Origin of the sequence: Streptomyces sp. NPDC096105 (assembly GCF_044763335.1) — a bacterium.
Lineage (GTDB): Bacteria > Actinomycetota > Actinomycetes > Streptomycetales > Streptomycetaceae > Streptomyces.
The window spans coordinates 406,892-432,069 of sequence record NZ_JBIWGC010000004.1; the positions used below are offsets into that span (position 1 = coordinate 406,892).

A 25,178-nucleotide genomic window follows, 5' to 3' on the forward strand; every position below is an offset into this window, starting at 1 on the left:
GGACCGCGCGGTCCCCGCGCGGCCGTGAGGCGCGTGCCCTTCGCGGAAGTGGTACGAGCACGTCACGCCCGCGCAGCACTCGCTTAACACAGCTCCGGCACAGTGGTGGTTGTCGGCGGGACGGGAGCGGCTCCCCGTTCCGGCCGACGGCCACACGGCGTCGACGGACCTCCGGAGCGGCTCCCGGACCTCCCTGGACGCCTGTGACACGCGCTGCGCCCGTGGCGGAGCGCGTGTTCGCGGGGACCGCCGTCGTCCCGCCCCCCGGTGACGGGGGTGCGGCGGTCCCCGCGCACGACCCTTCCGCGGGACGCCGCCGGCCCCCTGCGGCTCAGTCCTCCCAGGCGTCGTCGGCGGTCGCGGAGCGGCGGTGCCGGAACAGCCCGGGGTTGGTGCGCACGGCCTGGACGACGTTCACGCCGACGATCCCCGCCCAGGCGACCAGCAGTCCCGGCAGATCGGCCACGCCCCCGCCGATCGCGGACAGCGGCACCGCCAGCACCAGCGACACGATCCCGAAGCCGAACCGCTCGCCCCAGGAGTCCGTGGCCTTCGGCGCACGCGCGTCCCGTGCGGACGTCATCCGCTGCTCGGCCAGCTGCCGGCGCACCCGGCGGTCCACCGCGCCGTCGATGCGCTGGTCGACCTTCTCGAGGAACGAGTCGACCAGGGCGGACTCGTAGTCCTCGCCCAGTTCCCTGCGGGCCTGCAGGGAGGCGTGGAGTTCCTTCTTCAGCTCGGCGTCCCGCGCGTCGATTCCGGTCATGCCTCACAAGGTAGGCACGCGGGGGCCCGCCCGCACTGGGGGTAACCCCCGTTCCCGCCCTCGGGCCCGCCGCCGTGTCAGCCCTCGCACATCCTGTCGTCGGCCCGGGACTGCGGGACGTCGACCTTCTTCGGCGTCGCGACCGGCACCCCGGCCTTCTTGAAGTCGGGGCCGAGGGTGAGCGTCATCGGCCCGTCGCCGGCGTCCGCGGAGGGCTTCAGCGCGGCGGCGGGCAGGCCCATCAGGTCGGCGAGCCTACGGGCCTGGCCGGCCTGGTCCGGGGCGTACACGAGCCGGGTGCGGGCGACCTTCGCGGGGGCGTTGCCCTGGTTCGACGACCGGGACACCCCCTCGCTGTTCCGCAGCCAGACGACGGTGTCCCGCGCCGCGCCCTGCGGGCCGCCGCCGTTGAGGACGTCGACGCGCACGGCGGACGCCTCGGCCCGCTCCCCCCTCAGCAGCGCGTCCCGCTCGTCCTCGGCCTTCTTCCGCTGCTTCTTCACCTCGGTGAACGACACGTCGTCCCGGAGCATGGAGAACACCTGCGGCGCCTTGACCGGGTCGGGGACGACGGTGACGGGCGTCGGCTCGTCCGGGTTGTCGATGACCGGGAGCGTCATCAGGGTGATGTTCTTCAGGTCGATCTTCCCGAGTTCCCCGGCGAGGGCGAGCAGCTTGCCGGGGCTGCCGATGCCCTTGTCCACGGTGAGGGACTTGGTGGCCGCGTCGGCGACGTCCAGCATCGTGGACGGGCTGCCGAGGGTGTCCTCCTTGAGCCGGCGCAGCATCGACGCGACGAACTTCTGCTGCATGCCGATCCGGTCCAGGTCGCTCTCGTTCTTCAGACCGTGCCGGTTGCGCAGGAACGACAGCGCGTCCTCGCCCTGGATCGTGCTCTTGCCGGCCGGGAGGTCGAGGTCGGTGCCGCCCTCGGTGTCCTTCAGCGGCTTCTCCAGGCACACCTCGACGCCGCCGACCGCCGTGGACAGCGTCTTGACGGCGTTGAAGTCGAACATCATGAAGTGGTCCACGTCCACGCCGGTGAGCTGCTCGACCGTGCGCATGGTGCAGCCCGGGTCGCGGCCCTCCACGCCGTACGACTCGTTGAACCGGGTGGCGCCCTGCGAGCCGGGGACCGTCTTCGTCGAGCCGTCCGCCGTGCGGGTCTCGCAGTCCGGTATCTCGGTCATCAGGTCGCGGGGGATGCTCACCACCGTGGCGTTGGACCGGTCCCCCGCGACGTGGAACAGGAGCGTGGTGTCGGCGTGCCCGGTCACGTTGTCCCGGTTGCCGTACGCCTCGTTGCCCTTGCCGGTGCGGACGTCGTTGCCGATGACGAGGATGTCGGCCGGGCCGTCCCCGAGGACCGTGTCGCTGCCCACGTCACCGATGTCGACGGTGTCGATGTTCCCGTACAGGCGGTCGTACCAGTAGGACGCGAACGCCGAGCCGGCGACGAGGACCAGGCCCAGCGTGCCCCCGGTCCACATCAGCGCCTTGCGCCTGCCGGACTTCTTCGGCTGCTTGCGCTTGCGGCGGTGGGCGTCGCGGGGGCCGTCGGCGGCGGGGCCGCCGTCACGGTCGCGTGGGCCGGGGGGCCGGTCGCGGGGGCCGTCGGGACGCGGGCCGGGGGTGTGGGGGGTGCGTCGGCGGGGGGCCGGGGGCGGGGGCGGGGCGGCGCCGTCCGGCCTCAGCTCGTAGTCACCGGTCCGCGGATTGAGCACCCACTGGTCGGCGGGATCGCTCCCGTCCGCCCGCCCACGACTGTGCGCGTCCACGCCCCCACCCCGTTCTGCGCCAGGTGCCCCGTGGGGCACCTGAGTTTGAAATGGTTTATATGTTCGACGAGTTACGCTGTCCGGCCGTTCCCGGACGCGCGGACGTCGTGGCGGAATCGTCGAGATCCGGACGTGTCCGGGAGGCGGGTCCGGGAAGCGGTTCGTGGCGTGACCTCCGCGCGGTGCGGTGCCCGTCCGACGCGGCGGGGCGTTCGCCTGTATAACGGCATGCAGAAGTCACGACGGATGAATGGGCCGGGGACGGCCGAGGGGGAGCCAGGTCATGAGCGGCACCGAGAGCCCCGCGGCGCGTCTCCAGGCGCTCTTCGAGGGGCACCGGCTGACGCCGACCCAGCGGCGCATCGCGCACAGCATGGTGCGGCGCGCCGCCGACGTGCCGTTCCTGTCGAGCGTGGAGCTGGCCGAGCTGGCCGGGGTGAGCCAGCCCTCCGTGACCCGGTTCGCGGTCGCCCTCGGCTTCGACGGGTACCCCGCGCTGCGCCGGCACCTGCGCGAGGCCGCGCCGGCCGAGCCCGCCCCGGAGACCGGCTCGTACAACGCGTACCAGCAGGCCGTCGAGGCCGAGATCGAGAACCTGCGCCACCTCGCGGAGGTGCTGGCCGACCCGGAGCCCGTGCGGCGGGCGGGGGGCGTGCTGGCGGCGAGCCGGCCGCTGCCCGTGCTCGGCCTGCGGGCCGCAGCCGCCCAGGCGCACGGCTTCGCCTACTTCGCCGCCAAGGTCCACCCGGACGTACGGCTGCTCAACGAGGGCGGCACCATGCTGCCCGACCGGATCGACGCCGCCGTGCGGGCCGGGGCGTCGGCGCTGCTGTGCTTCGCGCTGCCGCGGCATCCGCGCGAGGTCCTCGACGCGCTCGTCCACGCCAAGGAGGCGGGGCTGACCGTGGTCACCGTCGCCGACTCGCCGTTCGCGCCGGTCGCCAAGGTGTCCGACCTGCTGCTGCCGGCCGCCGTCGGCACGGCGCTGGTGTTCGACACCGCGTGCGCGCCGATGCTGCTGGGGCGGGTCCTGCTGGAGGCGATGTGCGACGACCTGCCGGACGCGCAGGCACGGCTGGAGGAGTTCGACGCCCGGGCGGCGGCGCGCGGGCTGTTCGTGGAGTGACGGGCACGGCGCGGGGGTCGTCCGCCGCGTCTTCTCAGACTCGTCTCAGCTTGCCGCGCTAGCGTCCGTCGCAGGGGACTTCCCTCGAAGGCGTTCCACAGGTGAAGGACCACTGGCAAGGGACTTCCCACAGATGGACTTCCTCAGGAATCGGATGACGGGAGGCTGGACGTGACACGCGGAGGACAGGGGCTGGCCCGGGTGGCCGTCGTCGTACGGGCCGGGGCCGCGCCACTGTGGTGGCTGGGAGTCGTCGCCGCGGGTGCCGGGGCGTTCGTGCCGGGCCTGACGGGGCTGCGGATCGGCGCGCTCGGCGGAGCCGGGCTGTTCCTCGTGGCCGCGGCCCTCGTGGCGCTCACGCGGCGGGGCCGGTACCGCGCACTGGCCCGGGCGGCGGCCCGGGCGGGCCGGCACGACGTGCTGCAGGACCGCGCGGTGACCGCGCGCAACTGGCGCCGGGCGCACCGCTGGTGGCTGCTGCTCGCCTTCCTCGCCGCGCTCGGCTCGGCGTTCGCGGCGCCCGCCGCGGCCGGTCTGCTGCTCGCCGGGTGCGGTGTGGGGCTGTGGCTGAAGGCGGCGTGGATCGGCCGCCTGGAGCAGGCCGAGGACGTGCTGCTGTGGGTCCGCGTCGACTGGCTCCGCAAGGGCGCGGGCCGTCCCGCCGGACGCGCCGTCAAGGCCTACCGCACGACCGGCATCGCCGCGGGCGACGCGGCCCCTGGCGGGGCCCGCCGCAGGCTCGTGACGGCGGCGTAGCCGGCACCCCGGGCGCGTGGCGGCCACGCGCCCGGGGCGTTCAGGCGTACCCGTGCCGGGGGAGCCCGCATCCCCGCCGGTCACGCCGGAGGCGTGTTCCCCAGCCCCGTCAGGGCGTCCCTGTGGGCAGCGCCGGACTCCGTGACGATCTCCTCGACCGGCTGGGCCGGGCGGACCGTCGCGAAGGTGATCGCGCCGGAGGCGTCCTGCGTGAAGCCGAGGACGGCCGGGCGGGGGAGCGAGTTGTACGCGTAGTGGTGCGCGAAGTAGTACGCGCCGGTGTCCAGCACCGCCGCGTGGTCGCCCTGCTCCAGCAGCGGCAGCTCCTGTCCCTGTGCCAGCAGGTCGCCCGCGAAGCAGGCCGGTCCCGCCACGTCCTGGAGGACCGCCGGGCCCTCCTTGGGCAGCCCCTTCGCGTCGTACGCGGCGATCCGCAGCGGCCACGACGCCGGCGCGTACACCGTGCGCGTCGCCACCTGCACGCCCGCGTGGGTCACCGCGACCGGCCGGCCGCCCGCGCTCTTGGCGTACTCCACGCGCGTGACCATCGTGCCGTGCTTGGCCAGCAGGGACCGGCCGAACTCGGTGACCAGCCCGTACCGCCCGTCGAACAGCCCCGGCACCGTCTCCTTCAGCAGCCGCGCGTACTCCGCGTAGCCGGGGCGGCTCTCCTCGGAGGCGAAGTTCACCGGCAGTCCGCCGCCGATGTCGAGGGTGTCGACCTGGCGCCGCCCGGCCCGCCGGTTGATCTCCTCCGCCAGCTCGTACGTCTCCGCGACCCCGCGCGCCATCATCGTCAGGGCGATGCCCTGGGAGCCGGTGTGGGCGTGCAGCCGGGTCAGCCACGGCCGGTCCAGGTACGCCTGGACCACCCACTCCCGCGCGCCCTCGTCGCGCAGCGCCACACCGAACTTCGAGGTGGCCGTGGCGGTCGACAGCGCCTCGATGGAACCGCCTCCGACCTGCGGGTTCACCCGGATGCCGAGCGGCGGGCGGATGTCCGTGCCGGCCACCAGCGCGTCGATGCGCTCCAGCTCCTGCGGGTTGTCCGCGTTGACGGCGATGCCCAGCTCCAGCGCCTCCCGCAGCTCGGCGTGCGTCTTGGCGGGGGAGTCCAGCACCGTGCGCCCCGGCTCCACGCCCGCGGCGCGCGCCAGCGCCAGCTCGCCCGGGCTCGCCACCTCCGCGCCGATGCCCTCCTCGCGCAGCAGCCGCAGCACCGGCACCAGCGGGCTCGCCTTGACCGCGAAGGCGTGCAGCACCGGCGTGCCGGGCGCGGTCACCGCCTCGAACGCGGCCCGCAGGTCCGCCGCCGACTCACGGATGCCGGTGACGTCCAGCAGCGCCACGAGGGGCACGCCGGCGTCGAGGAGCCCCTGCTCCACGGCCGCCCGCACCGCCGCGTCCCGGCGGGCCGCCCGTCCGGCGGCCCGCGGGTCCGCCCCGGCCGTCATGCCGTCCGTCCTGTCATCGGTCTGCTCGTTCGCGCGCATGCGTCCAGCCAAACATCCCCCGGACGGCCGTGCCGACGCACCCCCGGTGTTGACTAGGTCTATTCAGCTCATGAGGATATGAATATCTGCAGACGACGTCGGCACCCTGGAGGCACCCCATGTCCGGACCCCGCCCGCCCGTCTCCCGCCCCCACCCTCGGCCGAGCCCCTACGGGCCGCCCCCCGGTCCTGTCCGAGCGCCGCGCGGCAGCGAGCTGAGCGCTCTCGGATGGCAGCAGGAGGCCGCCCTGCGGATGCTGCAGAACAACCTCGACCCGGAGGTCGCCGAGCACCCCGACAAGCTCGTCGTCTACGGCGGCACCGGCAAGGCGGCCCGCGACTGGCGCTCCTTCGACGCCATGGTCCGCACGCTGAAGACCCTCAAGCAGGACGAGACGATGCTCGTCCAGTCCGGCCGCCCCGTCGGCGTCATGCGGACCCACGAGTGGGCGCCGCGCGTCCTCATCGCCAACTCCAACCTGGTCGGCGACTGGGCGAACTGGGAGGAGTTCCGCCGCCTGGAGCAGCTCGGCCTGACCATGTACGGGCAGATGACCGCCGGCTCCTGGATCTACATCGGCACCCAGGGCATCCTCCAGGGCACCTACGAGACCTTCGCCGCCGTCGCCGCCAAGCGCTTCGGCGGCTCGCTCGCCGGCACGATCACCCTCACCGCCGGACTCGGCGGCATGGGCGGCGCCCAGCCGCTCGCCGTAACCATGAACGACGGCGTGGCGATCTGCGTCGACTGCGACCCGCGCGCCATCGAACGCCGCATCGAGCACCGCTACCTCGACGTCCGCGCCGACTCCCTCGACCACGCGCTGCGGCTCGCCACCGAGGCCCGCGACCGCCGCAGGCCCTTGTCCATCGGCGTGCTCGGCAACGCGGCCGAGACCGTCCCGCAGCTCCTCGCCATGGGCGCCCCGGTCGACATCGTCACCGACCAGACCTCCGCCCACGACCCCCTGGCCTACCTGCCCCTCGGCACGGCCTTCGAGGACATGGCCGACGCGGCCGCCAAGGACCCGGCCGGCTTCACCACGCGCGCCCGCGAGTCCATGGCCCGGCACGTCGAGGCGATGGTCGGCTTCCAGGACGCGGGCGCCGAGGTCTTCGACTACGGCAACTCGATCCGCGGCGAGGCCCAGCTCGCCGGGTACGAGCGGGCGTTCGCCTTCCCCGGCTTCGTCCCCGCCTACATCCGCCCGTTGTTCTGCGAGGGCAAGGGCCCCTTCCGCTGGGCCGCCCTCTCCGGCGACCCCGCCGACATCGCGAGGACCGACCGGGCGGTCCTCGACCTGTTCCCGGAGAACGAGTCCCTCGCCCGCTGGATCAGGATGGCCGGGGAGCGGGTCCGCTTCCAGGGCCTGCCCGCCCGCATCTGCTGGCTCGGCTACGGCGAACGCGACAGGGCCGGCGAGCGCTTCAACGACATGGTCGCGAGCGGCGAACTGTCCGCACCGGTCGTCATCGGCCGCGACCACCTCGACTGCGGGTCCGTGGCCTCCCCCTACCGGGAGACCGAGGCGATGCTCGACGGCTCCGACGCCATCGCCGACTGGCCGCTGCTCAACGCCATGGTGAACGTCGCCTCCGGGGCCTCCTGGGTGTCCCTCCACCACGGCGGGGGCGTCGGCATGGGCCGCTCGATCCACGCCGGGCAGGTCACCGTCGCCGACGGCACCGCCCTGGCCGGCGAGAAGATCCGGCGGGTGCTCACCAACGACCCCGGCATGGGCGTCGTCCGGCATGTCGACGCCGGGTACGACATCGCCGAGTCGGTCGCGGACGAGCGGGGCGTGCGCATCCCCATGCGCGAGGGCGAGCAGGCATGACCCGCCCCACCCCCGCCGCCCCGGTGCCCTCCGTCCGGCCCGCGGCCGAGCAGGACTCCTTCCACGAGATGTGGCGGCAACTGCTGCCCGTCGGACGGAACTCCACGAGCGGCGGCTACCGCCGGTTCGCCTGGACCGGCGCCGACGCCGACTGCCGGGACTGGTTCCGCGGACAGGCCCGCCGCCGCGGCCTCACCTACGAGGTGGACCGCAACGGCAACCAGTGGGCCTGGCTCGGCGATCCCGCCGAGGGGGACGCCGTGGTCACCGGGTCGCACCTGGACTCCGTGCCCGACGGCGGGGCCTTCGACGGCCCCCTCGGCGTCGTCTCCGCCTTCGCCGCCCTCGACGAACTGCGCCACCGGGGCGTCCGTCCGACGAAGCCGCTCGGCATCGTCAACTTCGGCGACGAGGAGGGCGCCCGCTTCGGGCTCGCCTGCGTCGGCTCCCGGCTCACCGCGGGCGCCCTCACCGTCGAACAGGCCCACCGGCTCACCGACGCCGACGGCATCACCCTCCCGCAGGCCATGGAGACCGCCGGCCACGACCCGGACGCCATCGGCCCCGACCCCGTACGCCTCGGCCGCATCGGCGCGTTCGTCGAACTGCACGTCGAGCAGGGCCGGGCGCTGGACCTCACCGGCGACCGGATCGGCGTCGCGTCCGCGATCTGGCCGCACGGCCGCTGGCGGTTCGACTTCCGCGGCGAGGCCAACCACGCCGGCACCACCCGGCTCGCCGACCGGCACGACCCGATGCTGCCGTACGCCGAGACCGTCCTCGCCGCCCGCCGCGAGGCCGAACACGCGGACGCGGTCGCCACGTTCGGCAAGCTGTCCGTCGAGCCCAACGGCGTCAACGCCGTGCCCTCCCTGGTGCGCGGCTGGCTCGACTCCCGGGCCGCCGACCAGGAGCGACTGGACGCGGTGGTCGGCGGGGTGGAGCGGGCCGCCCGCGCGTACGCCGCCGCCCACGGCGTCCACCTGGACGTGGAGCGCGAGTCCTTCACCCCCGTCGTCGAGTTCGACCACGCCCTGCGCGACCGGCTCGCCCGCATCCTGGGCGCGGACACCGGCCTGAAGGTGCCCGTCCTCGGCACCGGCGCCGGACACGACGCCGGCATCCTCGCGGGACGCGTCCCGACCGCCATGCTGTTCGTACGCAACCCCACCGGCGTCTCGCACTCCCCGGCCGAGTTCGCCGCCGAGGACGACTGCGTGGCCGGGGTCCTCGCCCTCGCCGACGTACTGGAAGGACTGGCCGCCCCGTGACCGCCACCCCGCGGACGTACTGGCTGGAGCACGCCTGGCTCGGCACGCACGTCGAGCCGGGCGTCGCCCTCGACGTGGCGGACGGGCGCATCGCCGCCGTCCGCACCGGCGCCCCCGCGCCCCCGCCCGGCGCCGAGATCCTGCGCGGACTGACCCTCCCCGGACTGGCGAACGCCCACAGCCACGCCTTCCACCGCGCCCTGCGCTCCACCGTCCAGGTCGGCTCCGGCACCTTCTGGACCTGGCGCGAGGTCATGTACGCCACCGCCGAGCGGCTCACCCCGGACCGCTACCACGCCCTCGCCCGCGCCGTGTACGCCGAGATGGCGCTGGCCGGGATCACGACGGTCGGCGAGTTCCACTACGTGCACCACGCGCCCGGCGGCACGCCCTACGCCGATCCCAACGCCATGGGGGAGGCGCTCCTCGCGGCCGCCGCCGAGGCCGGCATCCGGATCACCCTCCTCGACACCGCCTACCTCTCCTCCGGCTTCGGCCGGCCGCCCACCGCCCACCAGCTCCGCTTCTCCGACGGCGACGCGGACGCCTGGGCCGCACGCTCCTCACTCCTCAGGGACCGGGACCACGCGCGGATCGGCGCGGCCGTGCACTCCGTACGGGCCGTGCCCGCCGAGCAGTTGTCGACCGTGGCGCGCTGGGCCGAGGAGCGGCGGGCCCCGCTGCACGTGCACCTGTCCGAGCAGACCGCCGAGAACGACGCCTGCCGGGAGGCACACGGCTGCACCCCCGCCCAGCTGCTCGCCCTGCACGGCGTGCTCGGTCCGCGCACCACCGGCGTGCACCACACCCACCTCACCCCCGAGGACGTCTCGCTGATCGGCGGCAGCGGCACCGGCACCTGCATGTGCCCCACCACCGAACGCGACCTCGCGGACGGCATCGGACCCGCCGCGGCCCTGCAGAACGAGGGCTCCCCGCTCAGCCTCGGCTCCGACAGCCACGCCGTCGTCGACCTCTTCGAGGAGGCGCGCGCGATGGAGCTGAACGAGCGGCTGCGCACCCGCACCCGGGGCCACTGGACGGCCGCGGCCCTGCTGCGCGCGGCGACCGTCGACGGGCACGCGGCGCTCGGCTGGGACGACACCGGCGTCATCGGGGCCGGGGCGCGCGCCGACCTCACCACCGTCGCGCTCGACTCGGTCAGGACGGCGGGACCGCCGCCCCGGCTGGGCGCGGAGACAGCCGTGTTCGCCGCGACGGCCGCCGACGTGCGGCACACGGTCGTGGCAGGCCGGCACGTGGTGCGCGACGGGGCGCACACGCTGGTCCCCGACGTGCCCGGAGCCCTCGCGCAGGCGATCCAGGACTTGCGCGCCTGACGACCCATGAGGACACCATGAGCGCCACCGTCATCACCAACATCGCCACACTGGTCACCAACGACCCCTCCCTCCGCGACACGGACCCCCTCGGCCTGGTCCGGGACGCGGCCGTCGTCATGGAGGACGACCGCGTCGTGTGGACCGGTCCCGCAAGCAGAGCACCCGCCACCGACCACCGGGTCGACGCGGGCGGCCGCGCGGTCCTGCCGGGCTTCGTCGACTCCCACTCCCACCTGGTGTTCGCCGGGGACCGCACCGAGGAGTTCAACGCCCGCATGTCGGGCCGCCCGTACAGCGCGGGCGGCATCCGCACCACCGTCGCCGCGACCCGCGCCGCGACCGAGGCGGAACTGGAGACGAATCTCACCCGCCACCTGGCGGAGGCGCTGCGCCAGGGCACCACGACCTTCGAGACCAAGTCCGGCTACGGCCTGACGGTCGAGGACGAGGCGCGCGCCCTGCGCCTCGCCGCCCGCCACACCGACGAGGTCACCTATCTCGGCGCCCACGTCGTCGCCCCCGAGTACGCCGACGACCCGGCCGGCTACGTCGCCCTGGTCACCGGCGAGATGCTGGACGCCTGCGCGCCGCACGCCCGCTGGATCGACGTGTTCTGCGAGGAGGGCGCCTTCGACGGCGACCAGGCACGCGCGATCCTCACCGCCGGCCGCGCGAAGGGCCTGCACCCGCGGGTCCACGCCAACCAGCTCTCGTACGGCCCCGGCGTGCGGCTGGCCGTGGAGCTGGACGCGGCCAGCGCCGACCACTGCACCCACCTCACCGACGCCGACGTGGACGCGCTGGCGCACAGCGCGACCGTCGCCACGCTGCTGCCCGGCGCGGAATTCTCCACCCGCGCCGCGTGGCCGGACGCCCGGCGGCTGCTGGACGCGGGAGCGACGGTGGCGCTGTCCACCGACTGCAACCCCGGCTCGTCCTTCACCTCGTCGGTGCCGTTCTGCGTCGCGCTCGCCGTACGGGACATGGGGATGACGCCCGACGAGGCCGTCTGGGCGGCCACGGCGGGCGGCGCGGCGGCACTGCGGCGCACCGACGTCGGCCGGCTCGTCCCGGGCGCGTACGCGGACCTGGTGCTGCTCGACGCCCCCAGCCATGTCCACCTGGCCTACCGGCCGGGCGTCCCGCTGGTCACGGGCGTGTGGCGCAGGGGCGTACGGCGGGTCTGAGAGGCCGCTGAACGGCCCCCGGACCCCCGGAGGGCGGCCCGGACCCGGGCCGCCCTCCGGGGGACGGACGTCATGTGGCGGGAATCACTCCTCGACCGTGAGGCCCTTGCGCAGCTTCACCAGCGTCCGGGACAGCAGCCGGGAGACGTGCATCTGGGAGATGCCGAGCTCCTCGCCGATCTCCGACTGGGTCATGCCGGCGACGAACCGCAGCGACAGGATCTTCCGGTCCCGCGACGGCAGTTCGGCGATCAGCGGCTTCAACGACTCGATGTACTCGATGCCTTCGAGCCCGTGGTCCTCGTAGCCGATCCGGTCGGCCAGCGCGCCCTCGGTGTCGTCCTCCTCGGGCTGGGCGTCCAGCGAGGAGGCGGTGTACGCGTTCGACGCGGCCATGCCCTCGACGACCTCGTCGGGTGTGATGCCCAGCCGGTCCGCCAGCTCGGCCACCGTCGGCGCGCGGTCGAGCTGCTGGGCCAGTTCGTCACCGGCCTTGGCCAGGTCCAGCCGCAGTTCCTGCAGGCGGCGCGGCACGCGCACGGACCACGAGGTGTCGCGGAAGAAGCGCTTGATCTCGCCGATGATGGTCGGCATCGCGAAGGTGGGGAACTCCACACCCCGCGTGTGTTCGAAGCGGTCGATCGCCTTGATCAGGCCGATGGTGCCGACCTGGATGATGTCCTCCATGGGCTCGCTGCGCGAGCGGAACCGGGAGGCGGCGAACTTGACCAGGGCGAGGTTCAGTTCGACGAGCGTGGTGCGTACGTACGAGTACTCGGGACTGCCTTCGTCGAGCGACTCCAGGCGCTCGAACAGGGTCTTGGACAGGGCCCGTGCGTCCACCGGGCCCACCTCGTCGTACGGGGGGATCTCCGGAAGTCCGGCGAGGAGGCCGTCCGGGTCGACTCCCAGGTCGCCCTGCTCGATGGGATCCAGATGTTCCGGAGGTGGTGTCGACGTCGCTTCTCGGGTAGGCGATGCGTCGAGCCGGGGTGACATGATGTCCTCCATCGTTCTCGGCATATGGCTGCCGAAGCCGATACGTGCACTGCGGTGTGCGGCGCCTCCAAAGCCGGCCGTGTCGGGTACGTGTCTTACTAGCCCTACCGGCTGCTCGAAGCCCGGTGCAAGTGCGTTCTGTTCGGTTATGTCCGTTTGTGCGCGATTGTTAGAGTGTCGATGCGTAGCCGGAAGGCGTAATGTTCGAGGGCGTCAGGAACAGCCACGACCTCGGGAGAGAGAGACGGCATGGACCGCGGGACGGTCGGCAGCGCACAGTCGGGCCGGCTTCTGGTCGAGGTGCGAGAAGAGGGCCCCAGTGCCGTCGTGACCCCGGCGGGTGAGTTGGACCACCACACCGCCGATCTGTTGCGGGAGCCACTGGAGGACTGCCTCGCCAAGGGTTTCAAGCGGCTTGTCATCGACTGCTCCCGGCTGGAGTTCTGTGACTCCACGGGGCTGAACGTGCTGCTCGGCGCCCGGCTGAAGGCCGAGGCGGGCGGAGGCGGGGTGCACCTCGTGGGGATGCAGCCCGTTGTCGCGCGCGTGTTCGAGATCACGGGGGCGGACGCGGTGTTCGCCGTTCACGACACGCTCGAGGCGGCCCTGGCCGACGATTCGGCGTGACGCGCGCGGGCAGGCCCGGCGGGGTGCTCGCGCCGCACCCGCCGGCGACGGGGACCCCCGGCGCGTCTTTTCGTGCGAATACGGGGGTGTCCCGGCGGACGGCTCGGGCAGGAGACACCCTGAACGTCCCGGACGCGGTGGCCGGGAGGGCGCCGAGAACCGTTCGGGCCGTCCGCGCGTGACTGACCGAGTACGGAATATTTCGATGGTGAACTGGTGACACGGTGAGGTGAGGCGCTGATGAGCACCACCCGGCCCTACCCGCCGGGCGACCGCGGTCCGGAGCCCAGCGGCGCTTCCGGGACGCCCGGGGGCGCTGCACCGGCCGCGGCCGTCCCGGACGGCGGCGTGGCCGTGCCGGCCGCACCGGCGTCGCCACCGGGTCCGTCCGGCGGCACCCAGGCGCGCCGGCTGAGCTTCGAGGACCAGAGCGGGGTCGTGCCGCTCGCGCGGGACTTCACGCGGCAGGCGCTGTACGACTGGGGCTGGCTGCCGACCGCCACGGCGGACCGGCGGGCCGCCGCCGAGGACGTCCTGCTCGTGGTGTCCGAGCTGGTCACCAACGCGTGCCTGCACGCCGAGGGGCCGGATCTGCTGACCATCACCTGCGACCGCAAGGTGATCCGGCTCGAGGTCACCGACCGGGGCACCGGCCAGCCGTCCCCGCGCACGCCTCACCGCGCGGGCCGGCCGGGAGGCCACGGCATGTTCATCGTCCAGCGCCTGTGCCTGGACTGGGGCGTGCTCCGCGCCCCCGACATCGCGGGCAAGACGGTCTGGGCCGAACTGGGCACCCCCTCGTGACGCCGGGCCCCCTTCCGACACCCGGCGCGCTGTCCCGCGCCGCCCCGCGAGCATGCGGCGCCGCCCGAGACGCGCGTCCCGTGCGGCCGCGCCGGCCTCGGGGGCTCCCGCGCGGGGCGCTTCTGCGCAGGCCGCTCCGTGCGCTGCCGTCCGGCGCCGGCGTCACGGGGTGCCGCCCGCCGTCCGCTCCAGGACGCGGAGTGCCGGTCGGGGGGCGCCACCGCCTCGCAGTCCTTGTGCGAGCGCCCCGCCCGGCAGCGGAAGCCGCTGGACGCCCCTGAGCCGCTGCGGCACGAGCTCACCGCCCCAGGGGGCCCGTCCGTGCCCTCAGGCCGCCTCGGAGCCCTCTGAGCGACTCCCAGGCCCCCTCCTCGGTGGAAGCCGGGCCACAGCGCCCCGATGCCCGCCGCGGCCGCCCCGCGCGAGCGCCCCCTCGCACCGCGCGGCGCGGGCGGTCTCTCCCACCGCGCCGAAGGGCGGGCTTCCCGCCTCGCCCGGGTACCGGACCCGCCTCCCTCACCACGTCGGGGCCCGCGCCGTCCCGCCTCCCGCCTGGCGCACGCGTCGGCACGTCCGCGCCCGGCGCCCCCAGCGCCCGGGGAGCCCCCAGCCGTGCCGGGGGCACGCACCCCGGCCGCCTCGCCCCGCGTGCCTGCGCGCACCCGCCCCGCACCGCCCCGCACCCGGCGCCGACCGCACCCGGCGCCGACCGCACCCCCTCACACCCGAAGGGCCCCGCAGCCGTGTCGGCTGCGGGGCCCTTCTCCCGTGCGGGGTGCGGTCAGTGCCGTCTCAGCGGACGTCGCCCATCAGGGCCTTGACCTTGTTGCGGTACATCCAGACCGCCGCGCCGGCCAGGACCGCGAGGGTCGCCTCCAGGGCGACGATGCCCGTCTTGTTGAGGTCGACGCCGGCGATGGACAGCAGGCCGGTCGTGGCGTCGCCGGCGGTGACGGCGAGGAACCAGACGCCCATCATCTGCGAGGCGTACTTCGCGGGCGCCATCTTCGTGGTGACCGACAGGCCGACCGGGGAGAGCAGCAGCTCGCCGACGGTCTGGACGAAGTAGACCGCCACCAGCCACAGCGCGGCCGCCTTGTGACCGCCCTCGGCGATCGACAGCGGGGCGAGGAACAGGAAGAACGAGACGCCGACCAGCATCAGACCGGAGGCGAACTTCACGATCGTGCTCGGCTCCTTGCCGCGCCGGTTCAGCGCGAGCCAGATCCAGGCGAAGACCGGGGCCAGGGCCATGATCAGGACCGGGTTGACCGACTGGTACCAGGAGACCGGGAAGTCCCAGCCGAGGACGCTGTTCTCGGCCGACGAGTCGGCGAAGATCGACAGGGTCGAGCCGCCCTGGTCGTAGATCATCCAGAAGATCGCGGCGGCGACGAAGAACCAGATGTACGCGGACATCTTCGACTGCTCGGTGCGGTCGAGGTCCTTGTCGCGCTTGATGCGGACCAGCACCGTCACCGGGATGATCACGCCGAGCAGGGTCAGCGGGACCAGGATCCAGTTCAGGGTGTAGTGGCCGGAGAACCCGACGATCGCGTACGCCACGACGGCGATGCCCGCCCACAGCGCGGACTTGCGCAGCGTGGAGGCCTTCTCCTCGGCCGACAGCGGCTTCGGGACGACGCTGGACTGCGCGTCCAGGTGGCGGCTGCCCAGCAGGAACTGCGTCACGCCGAGACCCATGCCGAGCGCGGCGAGCGCGAAGCCCAGGTGCCAGTTGACGCTCTCACCGACGGTGCCGATGATCAGCGGCGCGGCGAAGGCACCGAGGTTGATGCCCATGTAGAAGACGGTGAAGCCGCCGTCCCGGCGCGGGTCGTCCGGGCCCTGGTAGAGCTGGCCGACCATCGTGGAGATGTTGGCCTTCAGCAGGCCGGAGCCGATCGCGACGAGGCCGAGGCCGCCGTAGAAGGTGCCCGAGTAGGGCAGGGCCAGCGTCAGGTGGCCCAGCATGATGATGCCGCCGGCGACGGCGACGGTCCTGCGGGGGCCCCAGACCCGGTCGCCGAACCAGCCGCCGGGCATGGCGAGCAGGTACACCAGCGAGAGGTACACCGAGTAGATGGCGGTGGCGGTGCCCGCGCTCAGACCGAGTCCGCCCGGCGCGACGAGGTACAGCGGGAGCAGGGCCCTCATGCCGTAGTAGGAGAAACGCTCCCACATCTCGGTCATGAAGAGTGTGGCCAGTCCGCGGGGGTGGCCGAAGAAGGTCTTCTCGGATCCGGGGGTGCCCGGGGAGGCCGAGTCCTTCGTCAGGCTGGACGCCATGGTCGTTCCTTGCTGTCGGGACGCGTCGCGCGAGACGGGTACGCGCCCGGTGGGGGGCTGGCCGGCACCGGCGGGCCGTACCGTCCGCCCCACGCCCGGGGGGTGCCGCCCCGGATCACGGAGCGGCGGACGGCGACCACCGGGATCCACGCCCCCGCCGCGCGTCGACGCGCGGTGAAGGCCCGGCCACAGGTCATTGCTTCAGGGACCGGCAGAGCGTGCCGGCCCGCACACAAAAGAGACCCTCGGCGTCAACTGCCGCCAAAGGTCCCCGCGGTGCAACAGGCGTTGGTTCACCATACGGCAGGACAGTGCCGGATATGGAAGGACTTGAGACGTGAATCACAGGTTTCAAAGGAACCGGGATCGCCCATTCGAAGGTCTGCCCAGCATCGCACCTCGCACCCGCAGGTCCGTGCCAAGGGTGCGGGAGAGGAGGACCGGGCGGGACGCCGGTGGGGACCGAGCCCGCCGATCACGCCCCTGCGGCTCGGGCCGCGGGTCTACCATCATCGGCATGACCCGTGTACTGCTCGCCGAGGACGACGCGTCCATCTCGGAGCCGCTGGCCCGCGCCCTGCGCCGGGAGGGTTACGACGTCGAGGTGCGTGAGGACGGACCCGGCGCCCTGGAGGCCGGCATGCAGGGCGGCGTCGACCTGGTCGTGCTGGACCTCGGGCTGCCCGGGATGGACGGCCTGGAGGTCGCCCGCCGGCTCCGCGCCGAGGGGCACACGGTCCCCCTGCTGATCCTCACCGCGCGCGCCGACGAGGTGGACACGGTCGTCGGCCTGGACGCGGGCGCCGACGACTACGTCACCAAGCCGTTCCGGCTCGCCGAGCTGCTGGCCAGGGTCCGGGCCCTGCTGCGGCGCGGCGCGGCCGAGCCGCAGCAGCCGCCCGCCACCCACGGCGTGCGCATCGACGTCGAGTCGCACCGGGCGTGGATGGGCGACGAGGAGCTCCAGCTCACCGCCAAGGAGTTCGACCTGCTGCGGGTGCTGGTGCGCGACGCGGGCCGGGTCGTCACCCGCGACCAGCTGATGCGCGAGGTCTGGGACACCACCTGGTGGTCCTCCACCAAGACCCTCGACATGCACATCTCCTGGCTGCGCAAGAAGCTCGGCGACGACGCGGCCAACCCCCGTTACATCGCCACCGTGCGCGGCGTGGGCTTCCGCTTCGAGAAGAGCTGAGAGAGCTGGACCCCGCCGGGGTTCCGCCGCCGGGTGGGAGAACATGCGCCGCCGTCTGATCCAGTCCACGCTCGCCGTGGTCCTCGTCGTGATCGCCGTCTTCGGCGTCTCCCTGGTGATCGTCGAGACCCGCACCATCACCGAGACCGCCAAGGAGCGCGTGGAGTCCGAGGCGGTGCGGCTGGCCAGCATCGTCGACAGCCGGCTGCTGGTCGAGGACAAGGTCACCGCCGAGGTCCTCGACGACCAGATGCCCGACGACCGGTACGCCGTCGTCCGGCTCCCCGGCAAGCCGCCCATCGAGGTCGGTTCCAAGCCGGACGGCGACGTCATCAGCGCCACGGCGCCCGGCGAGGAGGGCGAGACGGTCACCGTCCAGGAGTCGCGCTCCTCGGTGACCGAGGAGGTCGGCCGCACCCTGCTGATCATCGGCCTGGTCGCGCTGCTCGCGGTGATCGCGGCGGTGCTGCTGGCGATCCGGCAGGCCAACCGCCTCGCCTCCCCGCTGACCGACCTCGCCGAGACCGCCGAGCGGCTCGGCTCCGGCGACCCGCGCCCCCGCCACCGCCGCTACGGCGTCCCCGAGCTGGACCGGGTCGCCGACGTGCTGGACGCCTCCGCCGAACGCATCGCCCGCATGCTGACCGCCGAGCGGCGGCTCGCCGCCGACGCCTCCCACCAGCTGCGCACCCCGCTCACCGCGCTGTCCATGCGGCTGGAGGAGATCACCCTCACCGACGACCCGGAGACGGTGAAGGAGGAGGCGACGATCGCGCTCACGCAGGTGGAGCGGCTGACGGACGTGGTGGAGCGGCTGCTGACCAACTCCCGGGACCCGCGCACCGGCTCCGCCGTCACCTTCGAACTCGACGAGGTGATCACGCAGCAGCTCGCCGAGTGGCGCCCCGCCTACCGCAGCGCCGGCCGGGCCATCGTCGCCTCCGGCAAGCGGAACCTGCGGGCCGTGGGCACCCCGGGCGCGGTCGCCCAGGTGCTGGCCGCGCTGATCGAGAACTCGCTGATGCACGGCGGCGGCACGGTCGCCCTGCGCACCCGGGTCACCGGCAACCAGGTCGTCGTGGAGGTCACCGACGAGGGGCCGGGCGTGCCCGCCGAGCTGGGCGCGCGGATCTTCGAGCGGGCGATCAGCGGCCGCAACTCCACCGGGATCGGCCTGGCGGTCGCCCGGGACCTGGCGGAGGCGGACGGCGGCCGTCTGGAGATGCTGCAGGCCAGCCCGGCCGTCTTCGGCCTGTTCCTGTCCCGCACGCCCCCGCGGAAGGACCCCGACGAGGAGACCCGCAGGACGGTCCGCTGAGACGGAACGGTCCGCCGAGCGGCACGCGCGGCGGTTACGGCACGCGCTGCCTGGGCCGCCCCCCGGCGACCGGGGCCCCGCCCGCCACGGGCTCCTCCCGCACCGGCAGGGCGCGGAACACCCAGGTGCGGTAGGACCAGAAGCGGAACAGCGTCGCGACGCCGATGCCGAGGAACTTGAAGATGTTGCTCTGCAGCGGGCTGTCCCAGCCGAAGCCGTACGTCGCCGTGTAGAGCACGCCGTTCTCGATCACCAGGCCGATGACGCTGAACAGCAGGAACAGCGACATCTCGCGGGTGCGCCGGGACTTGTCGCGGTCCCGGTAGGTGAAGTACCGGAAGCCGACGTAGTTGAAGATGATCGCGACCACGGTGGCGATGACGCTCGCGCGCACCACCTGGAGGTCGGTCGCCTGCCGGACCAGGTTGAACACCCCGAGGTTGACCAGGACCCCGGCTCCCCCCACCGCGCCGAACTTGGCCGCTTCACGGAAGAGCCGTCGAAGCCCCGAGGAACCTTGTCCCATCGCCCACAGGCTCCCGTCGGTCGAGTGCGTCAACTCCGCCATGCTAACCACCCGCACGCGCGATCTTCCTGCGGACGCCGCGTCGCCCGCGCCCCGCGCGTCCCTTCCGTCCCGCCCGACGGGCGGGAATCGGCCACCCTGGCGCGGGCGGATACCCTGGGGGCGTGACGTTCCCGGTAGTCGGCATGGTCGGCGGCGGTCAGCTCGCTCGTATGACACACGAGGCGGGCATCCCGCTCGGCATCAGGTTCAAGCTCCTCAGTGACACCCCGCAGGATTCCGCGGCCCAGGTGGTGGGCGACGTCGTCGTCGGCGACCACCGCGACCTGGACACACTGCGCGACTTCGCGCGCGGCTGCGACGTGATCACCTTCGACCACGAGCACGTGCCCACCGAGCACCTCAGGGCCCTGGAGGCCGACGGCATCCCCGTCCGCCCCGGCCCCGACGCGCTGGTGCACGCCCAGGACAAGGGCGTGATGCGCGCGAGGCTGGAGGCGATCGGCGTGCCCTGCCCGCGCCACCGCATCGTCGACGACCCGGCCGACGTGGCCGCGTTCGCGGCGGAGGGCGGGGGAGGCTTCCCCGTTGTCCTCAAGACCGTCCGCGGCGGCTACGACGGCAAGGGCGTGTGGGTCGTGGACTCCGTGGAGGAGGCCGCCGAGCCGTTCAGGGCCGGCGTGCCCGTGCTCGCCGAGGAGAAGGTCGACTTCGTGCGCGAGCTGGCCGCCAACGTCGTGCGCTCCCCGCACGGACAGGCCGTCGCCTACCCGGTCGTGGAGTCCCGGCAGGTGAACGGCGTCTGCGACACCGTCATCGCGCCCGCACCGGACCTCGACGAGAGCCTCGCGCTGAAGGCCGAGGAGATGGCGCTGACCATCGCCCGGGAACTCGGCGTGGTCGGCCACCTCGCGGTGGAGCTGTTCCAGACCCGCGACGGCCGCATCCTCGTCAACGAACTCGCCATGCGCCCGCACAACTCCGGCCACTGGTCCATGGACGGCGCGATCACCTCGCAGTTCGCCAACCACGTCCGCGCCGTCCTCGACCTCCCGCTCGGCGACCCCCGCCCGCGCGCGAAGTGGACGGTCATGGCCAACGTCCTCGGCGGCGACTACCCGGACATGTACTCCGCGTACCTGCACTGCATGGCGCGCGACCCCCGGCTGAAGATCCACATGTACGGCAAGGACGTGAAGCCCGGCCGCAAGGTCGGTCACGTGAACACCTACGGCGACGACCTGGACGACGTGCTGGAGCGCGCCCGTCACGCAGCCGGCTACCTGAGAGGCACGATCACCGAATGAGTCCCGCCCACCCGTCGCCCGGCCACCGCCCCTCAACGAGCGCTGACGCGCGCCCCTTCCCTTCGGTGGGCATCGTCATGGGGTCCGACTCCGACTGGCCCGTCATGGAGGCGGCGGCCAAGGCCCTCGACGAGTTCGAGATCGCCTACGAGGCCGACGTCGTCTCCGCGCACCGCATGCCGCGCGAGATGATCGCGTACGGCGAGCAGGCCGCGGACCGCGGGCTCAAGGTGATCATCGCCGGCGCGGGCGGCGCCGCCCATCTGCCCGGCATGCTCGCCTCCGTGACCCCGCTGCCCGTCATCGGTGTGCCGGTGCCGCTGAAGCACCTCGACGGCATGGACTCGCTGCTCTCCATCGTGCAGATGCCGGCCGGGGTGCCGGTCGCCACCGTCTCCGTGGCCGGCGCGCGCAACGCGGGCCTGCTCGCGGTCCGTGTCCTCGCCGCCCACGACGAGGAACTGCTCGGCCGCATGCGGGAGTTCCAGCAGGAGCTGAACGACCAGGCGACCGAGAAGGGCAAGCGGCTGCGGGCCAGGGCCGAGGGGTCCGCGAACGGCTTCGGCTTCGGGAAGTGAGCCCCGTGACCTCCCTGGACGACGCCCGCGCGCTGCTCGCCGAGTTCCCCGTCGTCGACGGGCACAACGACCTGCCCTGGGCGCTGCGCGAACAGGTCACCTACGACCTCGACGCCCGCGACATCGCCGGCGACCAGTCGGCCCACCTGCACACCGACCTCCCCCGGCTGCGGGCCGGCGGCGTCGGCGCGCAGTTCTGGTCGGTGTACGTCCGCGCCGACGCCCCCGACCCGGTGCCGGCCACGCTCGAACAGATCGACTGCGTACGGCAGTTGCTGGATCGGTACCCGAAGGACCTGGCGCCCGCGCTGACCGCCGCCGACATGGAGGCCGCGCGCCGCGAGGGCCGTATCGCCTCCCTCATGGGGGCGGAGGGCGGCCACTCCATCGCCGGCTCCCTCGGCACGCTGCGCGGGTTGTACGGCCTCGGGGTGCGCTACCTGACCCTCACCCACAACTTCAACGTGGCGTGGGCGGACTCGGCGACCGACGAGCCCGGCGTGGGCGGACTGTCGGCGTTCGGCCGTGAGGTGGTGCGGGAGATGAACCGGCTCGGCATGCTGGTCGACCTCTCCCACGTCGCCGCCACCACCATGCGGGACGCGCTGGACACCAGCACGGCGCCGGTGATCTTCTCCCACTCCTCGGCCCGCGCGGTCTGCGACCACCCGCGGAACATCCCCGACGACGTGCTGGAGCGGCTGCCCGCCAACGGCGGCATCGCGATGGTGACGTTCGTGCCGAAGTTCGTGCTCCAGGCCGCCGTCGACTGGACGGCGGCCGCCGACGAGAACATGCGCGCGCACGGCTTCCACCACCTCGACACCACCGCCGAGGCGATGAAGGTGCACCGCGCCTTCGAGGAGACCCACCCGCGCCCCGTCGCCACGGTGGCCACGGTCGCCGACCACCTCGACCACATGCGCGAGGTCGCCGGCATCGACCACCTCGGCATCGGCGGCGACTACGACGGCACGGCCTTCACCCCCGACGGCCTGGACGACGTCTCCGGCTACCCCCGGCTGATCGCGGAGCTGCTGGACCGCGGCTGGTCCCGCGCCGACCTGGCCAAGCTGACCTGGCAGAACGCGGTCCGCGTGCTGGGCGCCGCCGAGGACGTGGCCCGCGGCCTGCGCGCGACGCGCGCGCCGTCCAACGCCACCATCGAGGCGCTGGACGGCTGACCGGCCCACGCGGCGCGGGGCCCCTCGGGTTTACCCCGAACGCCGCGTTCACCAGGAAGCCGGAGAGGGCTCCGTGCGACCGTGACCGTACCGCCGAGGTCACGACGTACGGAGCCCCGTGATGGCCGATCTCCAGGACGACCTGCACACCGCCGCCGAGGTCGGCCGTGTCGACGAGCCGTACCCGCAGGAGGCGGTGGTCGTCGGGCCGGAGGAGTACCGGCCCGTCTCCGACCCGGACGACGCCCCCCTCGACCGCGCCCGGGCCGTCCTCACCGCCCACCCCGTCTGCGACGGCTACAGCGCACTGCCGTGGACGCTGCGCGGACTGCCCTGGTACGACCTCGACCTGGGGGAGAGCGCCGTCGACGCGGACCTGCCCCGGCTGCGCAAGGGGCAGGTCGGCGCCGTGTTCTGGTCGCTGCACCTGCCCGAGGGCCACGACGGGGACCGGGCGCTCACCGCGACCCTGGAACAGCTCGACCTGGCGCAGGCGGTCGTCGCCGCCCACGACGAGGGACTGCGCCCCGCCCGCACCGCGGGGGAGGTCGTCGACGCCCGCAACCGCGGCCGGATCGCCGTGCTGTTCGGGCCGGCCGGCGCGCCCGCGCTCGGCGACTCCCTGAGCGTCCTGCGCGCGCTGCACGCCCTCGGCGTGCGGGTGCTCACCCTCACCGGCACCTCCTGGGCGGGGCCCGCCGGGCTCACCCGCTTCGGCGAGGAGGTCGTGCGCGAGATGAACCGGCTCGGCGTGGTCGCCGACCTCTCCCACGCCTCCGCCCCGACCGTCCGCCGCGCCCTGACCGTGTCCAAGGCGCCGGTGCTGTTCAGCCGGTCCGGCGCCCGCGACCTGCGCCCGCACCCGGCCAACCTGCCCGACGACCTGCTCGTCGCGGTGGGCGAGGCGAAGGGGCTGTGCCTGGTGCCGCTCACCGCCGAGCAGGCCGGGCCGACGGTCCGCGACGTCGCCGACCACCTCGACCACGTCCGCACCCTCGCCGGCCCGGACTGCGTCGGCCTCTCCGGCGCCTACGACACCGGCACCGCCCACCCCCAGGAGCTGCGCGACCCGTCCTGCTACCCGCGCCTCGTCGCCGAGCTGCTCCGGCGCGGCTGGGACGAGTCCGACGTCGCCCTCCTGACCTGGGGCAACGTCCAACGCGTCCTCCGCGCGGCGGCCTTCGCCGCGCACACCGCCCAGCAGCGCCGCAAGCCGTCGACGGCGACGATCACCGCCCTCGACGGCTGAGCGGCGCCGGTCCGGACCGAGCCCGGCTTCTCGGCGCCCCCGCGGGCCCGTGCCCTACGGCTGTTCGATGCGGCACAGGCAGAAGGGGTGGCCCGCCGGGTCGGCGTAGACGCGGAAGTCCTTGGACGTGTCGTCCTCGCGGTCCAGGACGCGCGCCCCGAGGGCCAGCACCTTCTCCTCGGCCGCGTCGACCTCCTCCCAGGTGCCGCCCGCGTCGAAGTCGAGGTGGAACTGCTGGGAGTCGTGGTCGGCGCTCGGCCAGGCCGGCGGGGTGAACCCGGGGGCCCGCTGGAAGGCGAGCCGCGGGCCCGAGGGGATGTGGAGGACCACCCAGTCCTCGTCCTCCGCCACGGGCGTGCCGCCGGCGACGGCCGCGTAGAAGACGGCCAGTTCACCCGGGTCGGGGCAGTCCAGGACGACATTGCGCAGTCGTGCCACGGGGGCCATGTATCCCTCCTGGTCTCAGCAGGCGGACAGGCAGAACGGGTGCCCGGCCGGGTCCGCGTAAACCCGGAAGCCGCGCGAACGGTCCTCCGTGTCCAGCGGCTCCGCGCCCAGCGCCAGGACCTCCTTCTCGGCCGCGTCCAGGTCCTCGACGGTCAGGTCGAGGTGGAACTGCTGGGAGCGGTCCGCGGCCGGCCACCGCGGCGGCACGTGTCCCTCGGCCCGCTGGAAGGACAGCGTCGGACCGCCGGGCACCTCCACGTCCACCCAGTCGCCCTCCCCGTCCACCGTGCCGCCCACGACACCGGCGTAGAAACCGGCCAGCGCGCGCGGGTCCGGACAGTCCAGGACGACGGCGCCCACCTTCGCTACGGACATGACTGCCTCCTCGAGTTACCGCCTGAAGCGGTCTACAGGTAACCGTTACCGCATGCTCCCTCATAACCGGTAACGTCGCAAGGGGATCGAGAGAGGTACCGTCGCGTCATGAGCGAGAGAGCGGCCCCGCCCGGGCGGCTGGCCCTGATCCAGGCCCTGGTCAACACGGTGGACCTCGCCACCGGGGACGACGCGCTGGACACCCCCGGGGGCCGCGCGTCCTTCGGGCTCACCGAGGACGCCGTCGACGACGCCCGCGTCCTGCGCGAGTCGCTGCGGGCCACCCTGCTCGCGCACGCCGGCCACCCCGCCCACCGCCCGGTCGTCCCGCTCGGCGACCTGCTCGCCCGCGCGCCCCTGGTGGTCACGGTCGACCCCGCCGACGGCTCGGCCGCCCTCGCGCCGGCCGACGAGGGGCCGCTGCTCGGCCGGGTCGCCGCCGCCGTCGCCGAGGCGCTCACGGCCGGCACCTGGCAGCGCCTCAAGGCATGCGAGTCCCCCGACTGCCACTGGGCCTACTACGACCGCAGCCCCGGCGGGCGCGGCCGCTGGTGCTCCATGCAGGTGTGCGGGGCCCGCGCGAAGATGCGCCGGTACCGGGCGAAGCAGGGGTAGCCCCGCCACGCCCGCGCCCGTTGGGGCAGAATGCGACACGACGCCGGTTCGGCCGACTGAGCCTCGGCCGAACCGGCGTCGCCTGTGTCCGTCGGACCCCGGGCGGG

General features: G+C 73.8%; 23 protein-coding genes. 15 read left to right on the top strand and 8 right to left on the bottom strand.

Annotated elements, in window-relative coordinates; translation table 11 throughout:
* Positions 1-331: 331 nt before the first annotated feature.
* Together ACIQ8B_RS09720 and ACIQ8B_RS09725 are read right to left on the bottom strand one after the other, a co-directional pair.
* Positions 332-757: a hypothetical protein gene (locus ACIQ8B_RS09720; RefSeq protein WP_198602730.1), complete on the bottom strand. Its 426-nt coding sequence runs from the start codon at positions 755-757 to the stop codon at positions 332-334.
* Between the two features lie 86 nt (positions 758-843).
* Positions 844-2,544 (bottom strand): LCP family protein, encoded by a 1,701-nt coding sequence (locus ACIQ8B_RS09725; RefSeq protein WP_403546358.1) that lies wholly within the window; start codon positions 2,542-2,544, stop codon positions 844-846.
* A 283-nt stretch (positions 2,545-2,827) separates the two neighbouring features.
* Between ACIQ8B_RS09725 and ACIQ8B_RS09730 the strand changes: the two genes are divergently transcribed.
* Together ACIQ8B_RS09730 and ACIQ8B_RS09735 are read left to right on the top strand one after the other, a co-directional pair.
* Positions 2,828-3,670: a MurR/RpiR family transcriptional regulator gene (locus ACIQ8B_RS09730; protein WP_106413880.1), complete on the top strand. Its 843-nt coding sequence runs from the start codon at positions 2,828-2,830 to the stop codon at positions 3,668-3,670.
* Positions 3,671-3,841: 171 nt separating this feature from the next.
* Positions 3,842-4,426: a hypothetical protein gene (locus ACIQ8B_RS09735; RefSeq protein ID WP_290000998.1), complete on the top strand. Its 585-nt coding sequence runs from the start codon at positions 3,842-3,844 to the stop codon at positions 4,424-4,426.
* Between the two features lie 80 nt (positions 4,427-4,506).
* Here the strand turns inward: ACIQ8B_RS09735 and ACIQ8B_RS09740 are convergent, their stop codons facing one another.
* Complete coding sequence (locus ACIQ8B_RS09740; RefSeq protein ID WP_403546359.1) at positions 4,507-5,919, bottom strand: diaminopimelate decarboxylase; 1,413 nt, start codon at positions 5,917-5,919, stop codon at positions 4,507-4,509.
* 119 nt (positions 5,920-6,038) lie between these two features.
* Between ACIQ8B_RS09740 and hutU the strand changes: the two genes are divergently transcribed.
* From hutU to hutI, 4 genes are read left to right on the top strand one after another with little or no spacing between them, the layout of a single operon-like run.
* Positions 6,039-7,757 carry a urocanate hydratase gene (gene hutU / locus ACIQ8B_RS09745; protein ID WP_290000994.1) on the top strand — a complete coding sequence of 573 codons (1,719 nt, stop codon included), beginning with the start codon at positions 6,039-6,041 and terminating at the stop codon, positions 7,755-7,757.
* Positions 7,754-9,028, top strand: a complete 1,275-nt coding sequence (locus ACIQ8B_RS09750; protein WP_403546360.1) for an allantoate amidohydrolase — start codon at positions 7,754-7,756, stop codon at positions 9,026-9,028. Before hutU ends, ACIQ8B_RS09750 begins: the two co-directional genes overlap by 4 nt.
* A complete protein-coding gene (locus ACIQ8B_RS09755; protein WP_403546361.1) occupies positions 9,025-10,368 on the top strand; it encodes a formimidoylglutamate deiminase in 1,344 nt (447 codons plus the stop codon). Before ACIQ8B_RS09750 ends, ACIQ8B_RS09755 begins: the two co-directional genes overlap by 4 nt.
* A gap of 17 nt (positions 10,369-10,385) precedes the next feature.
* Positions 10,386-11,558 (top strand): imidazolonepropionase, encoded by a 1,173-nt coding sequence (gene hutI, locus ACIQ8B_RS09760; protein WP_403546362.1) that lies wholly within the window; start codon positions 10,386-10,388, stop codon positions 11,556-11,558.
* 84 nt (positions 11,559-11,642) lie between these two features.
* On the opposite strand, the gene ACIQ8B_RS09765 is transcribed toward hutI, so the two are convergent.
* The gene (locus ACIQ8B_RS09765) at positions 11,643-12,557 is read right to left on the bottom strand and encodes an RNA polymerase sigma factor SigF (protein WP_290000985.1); all 915 of its coding nucleotides are present in this window, start codon (positions 12,555-12,557) and stop codon (positions 11,643-11,645) included.
* A 249-nt stretch (positions 12,558-12,806) separates the two neighbouring features.
* On the opposite strand from ACIQ8B_RS09765, the gene ACIQ8B_RS09770 reads away from it, so the two are divergent.
* Both ACIQ8B_RS09770 and ACIQ8B_RS09775 read left to right on the top strand, forming a co-directional pair.
* Entirely contained in the window at positions 12,807-13,184 is a 378-nt protein-coding gene (locus ACIQ8B_RS09770; RefSeq protein ID WP_106413887.1) for an STAS domain-containing protein, read from the top strand.
* Between the two features lie 240 nt (positions 13,185-13,424).
* Positions 13,425-13,988 carry an ATP-binding protein gene (locus ACIQ8B_RS09775; protein WP_403546363.1) on the top strand — a complete coding sequence of 188 codons (564 nt, stop codon included), beginning with the start codon at positions 13,425-13,427 and terminating at the stop codon, positions 13,986-13,988.
* Between the two features lie 792 nt (positions 13,989-14,780).
* Here the strand turns inward: ACIQ8B_RS09775 and ACIQ8B_RS09780 are convergent.
* The gene (locus ACIQ8B_RS09780; RefSeq protein WP_290000977.1) at positions 14,781-16,277 is read right to left on the bottom strand and encodes an oligopeptide:H+ symporter; all 1,497 of its coding nucleotides are present in this window, start codon (positions 16,275-16,277) and stop codon (positions 14,781-14,783) included.
* A 517-nt stretch (positions 16,278-16,794) separates the two neighbouring features.
* On the opposite strand from ACIQ8B_RS09780, the gene ACIQ8B_RS09785 reads away from it, so the two are divergent.
* Complete coding sequence (locus tag ACIQ8B_RS09785; RefSeq protein ID WP_106413890.1) at positions 16,795-17,472, top strand: response regulator transcription factor; 678 nt, start codon at positions 16,795-16,797, stop codon at positions 17,470-17,472.
* Positions 17,473-17,515: 43 nt separating this feature from the next.
* The gene (locus ACIQ8B_RS09790; protein ID WP_290000972.1) at positions 17,516-18,790 is read left to right on the top strand and encodes an ATP-binding protein; all 1,275 of its coding nucleotides are present in this window, start codon (positions 17,516-17,518) and stop codon (positions 18,788-18,790) included.
* A 34-nt stretch (positions 18,791-18,824) separates the two neighbouring features.
* On the opposite strand, the gene ACIQ8B_RS09795 is transcribed toward ACIQ8B_RS09790, so the two are convergent.
* Positions 18,825-19,316 (bottom strand): GtrA family protein, encoded by a 492-nt coding sequence (locus tag ACIQ8B_RS09795; RefSeq protein ID WP_403546398.1) that lies wholly within the window; start codon positions 19,314-19,316, stop codon positions 18,825-18,827.
* A gap of 164 nt (positions 19,317-19,480) precedes the next feature.
* On the opposite strand from ACIQ8B_RS09795, the gene ACIQ8B_RS09800 reads away from it, so the two are divergent.
* From ACIQ8B_RS09800 to ACIQ8B_RS09815, 4 genes are all read left to right on the top strand, one after another.
* The gene (locus tag ACIQ8B_RS09800; RefSeq protein ID WP_403546364.1) at positions 19,481-20,623 is read left to right on the top strand and encodes a 5-(carboxyamino)imidazole ribonucleotide synthase; all 1,143 of its coding nucleotides are present in this window, start codon (positions 19,481-19,483) and stop codon (positions 20,621-20,623) included.
* 77 nt (positions 20,624-20,700) lie between these two features.
* Positions 20,701-21,201, top strand: coding sequence for a 5-(carboxyamino)imidazole ribonucleotide mutase (purE, locus tag ACIQ8B_RS09805; RefSeq protein ID WP_290000965.1), 501 nt, complete (start codon positions 20,701-20,703; stop codon positions 21,199-21,201).
* 5 nt (positions 21,202-21,206) lie between these two features.
* Positions 21,207-22,385 carry a dipeptidase gene (locus ACIQ8B_RS09810; protein WP_290000963.1) on the top strand — a complete coding sequence of 393 codons (1,179 nt, stop codon included), beginning with the start codon at positions 21,207-21,209 and terminating at the stop codon, positions 22,383-22,385.
* A 121-nt stretch (positions 22,386-22,506) separates the two neighbouring features.
* On the top strand, positions 22,507-23,634 hold the full coding sequence (locus tag ACIQ8B_RS09815; RefSeq protein WP_290000961.1) for a dipeptidase: 1,128 nt from the start codon (positions 22,507-22,509) through the stop codon (positions 23,632-23,634).
* Between the two features lie 54 nt (positions 23,635-23,688).
* Here the strand turns inward: ACIQ8B_RS09815 and ACIQ8B_RS09820 are convergent, their stop codons facing one another.
* Both ACIQ8B_RS09820 and ACIQ8B_RS09825 read right to left on the bottom strand, forming a co-directional pair.
* Positions 23,689-24,081 (bottom strand): VOC family protein, encoded by a 393-nt coding sequence (locus ACIQ8B_RS09820; RefSeq protein WP_106413895.1) that lies wholly within the window; start codon positions 24,079-24,081, stop codon positions 23,689-23,691.
* Between the two features lie 15 nt (positions 24,082-24,096).
* Complete coding sequence (locus ACIQ8B_RS09825; protein ID WP_290000957.1) at positions 24,097-24,456, bottom strand: VOC family protein; 360 nt, start codon at positions 24,454-24,456, stop codon at positions 24,097-24,099.
* Positions 24,457-24,564: 108 nt separating this feature from the next.
* Between ACIQ8B_RS09825 and ACIQ8B_RS09830 the strand changes: the two genes are divergently transcribed.
* On the top strand, positions 24,565-25,071 hold the full coding sequence (locus ACIQ8B_RS09830) for a CGNR zinc finger domain-containing protein (RefSeq protein WP_403546365.1): 507 nt from the start codon (positions 24,565-24,567) through the stop codon (positions 25,069-25,071).
* Positions 25,072-25,178 lie beyond the last annotated feature (107 nt).